This is a genomic window from Methylobacterium indicum (assembly GCF_001043895.1).
In the GTDB taxonomy this organism is placed as follows: Bacteria; Pseudomonadota; Alphaproteobacteria; order Rhizobiales; family Beijerinckiaceae; genus Methylobacterium; species Methylobacterium indicum.
The window spans coordinates 1-1,549 of record NZ_JTHF01000425.1 but is presented as its reverse complement, the minus strand read 5'-3'; the positions used below and the strand labels follow the sequence as shown (position 1 = coordinate 1,549).

Below are 1,549 nucleotides of genomic sequence, written 5' to 3'. Positions count from 1 at the left end.
CCCCGGCGCTGGGGCCGCGGCGGGGGATCGGTCGGGTCGAGGCTGGGGCGGGAGGATGCGGGTGCCGTAGCCCGTGGGGGCGGAGAGGTGGGACGATCGTGCACGCTAACCCCATCCTGTCCGCGTCATGGGCCCGCGTTCGCGTACCGGACGGTAGGATCATAGCGGCAAGGCTTGGCTCTCCCAACGGCATTTTTCTGACGCGCTCGACCTGCTCGCCCGGCATCCCGAGCAGGCCGGCGGCGAGGTCGGCCCGGGGCGGCGGCAGGCCCTCGCCGTGGCGCGCCTCTGTCACCTGGCCGTTGGCGTCGGTGGCGTAGGCCGTGCCGCCCCACAGACCGTCGGCGATCGACACCGGCTCGAAGGCCCGGTTCCACGACCAGCGCCGCTCCAGCGCGTGGCTCCCCGTCCCGGCGCGCTGGCGCAGGATCTGGCCCAGCGGATCGAAGGCCTGCGCCAGCCGGAACGAGCCGCTCGCCCGCCCGGTCTCCCGCCCCAGCGCGTTGCATATGAAGGTGCGGTTGTCTGTTGCTATGGATTGATAATGATTGGCCTGTATGATAGCGCCTCCTTTACAATATCCTCGGCGCTATATTTATCATATTTTTTATCAGAGAAAAATCGGAGAGCATCTGGATCCGGAACGCAAGAAAGAAACAAATCCATCATCTCGTCTATCTCCTCTTCAGTCCCATTGCATGCGCTAATATTGTTTACCAGATCTGCGAGTTCTTTTTCGGTCATTTTCCGTCCTATCTGTTATAATGATAATCAGGATTTAGTATTTCCTGATGATATCTTGGAGTTACTACTGCTATATTATCGGAATCGTACACTGCTCCATTGTCCCATATTGGCTGGCGGTGATGTAATACATATGTTTTTGCCTTTCCAACCGCCTGATCCCCAGTTACAAACGGAGCATTGCCCTGACTCATTCTCAATACGTTTCGAGCACTAAATTGGTTAGCGAGTTCTGGCGTGGCCGCAACGGCTTTCCAATAGGCGGATCTGTATTCATCAAAATTTTTAAAGCTTTTTCCCCTTAGCTGATCAGCAACTTGCTTTGGAGTTTTTCCGGCGTTGCCACTTGTTCCTCTTAGCCATTTGTTGCCAACGTCAGATCCTGTGCCGCTAGCAATTCCAGTTTGATTTCGTGGACTAGGGCACGCGCTGGCCAATCCATATGGATCGATCCAAACAACTGCTCCATCAACATAAGCTTGCGGCCTCTCTCCACCCGCCAATCCTATCGGATCTGGACTGGCATACTGCCCCGCCTCCGCGTCGTAGTACCGAAACCGGTTGTAGCTCAGCCCATTCTCGTTGTCCGCCCACTGGCCAGGAAAGCCAATCGGACACAGATCGGCCTCGTCCCCATCCGCCTCATCCCGCGCCGCCCGCACCCCCGCCAGCGACACAGCCTCGTCATTCGCCGCCTCACCCCGCCGGACACCCCGCGTCCCGCCCCACAGCCGATGCGACCGCGACCACGCCCGACGCCCCTGACCATCGTACAGCTCACGCGGCGTCCCGAGATGGTCCGTCA

The 1,549-nt window shown here is 59.0% G+C and carries 1 protein-coding gene; it reads right to left on the bottom strand.

The features are described 5' to 3' along the window. Nucleotides 1-752: 752 nt before the first annotated feature. A partial coding sequence (locus tag QR78_RS36570) for an RHS repeat-associated core domain-containing protein (protein ID WP_141657960.1) occupies nt 753-1,549 on the bottom strand: 797 nt, incomplete at its 5' end.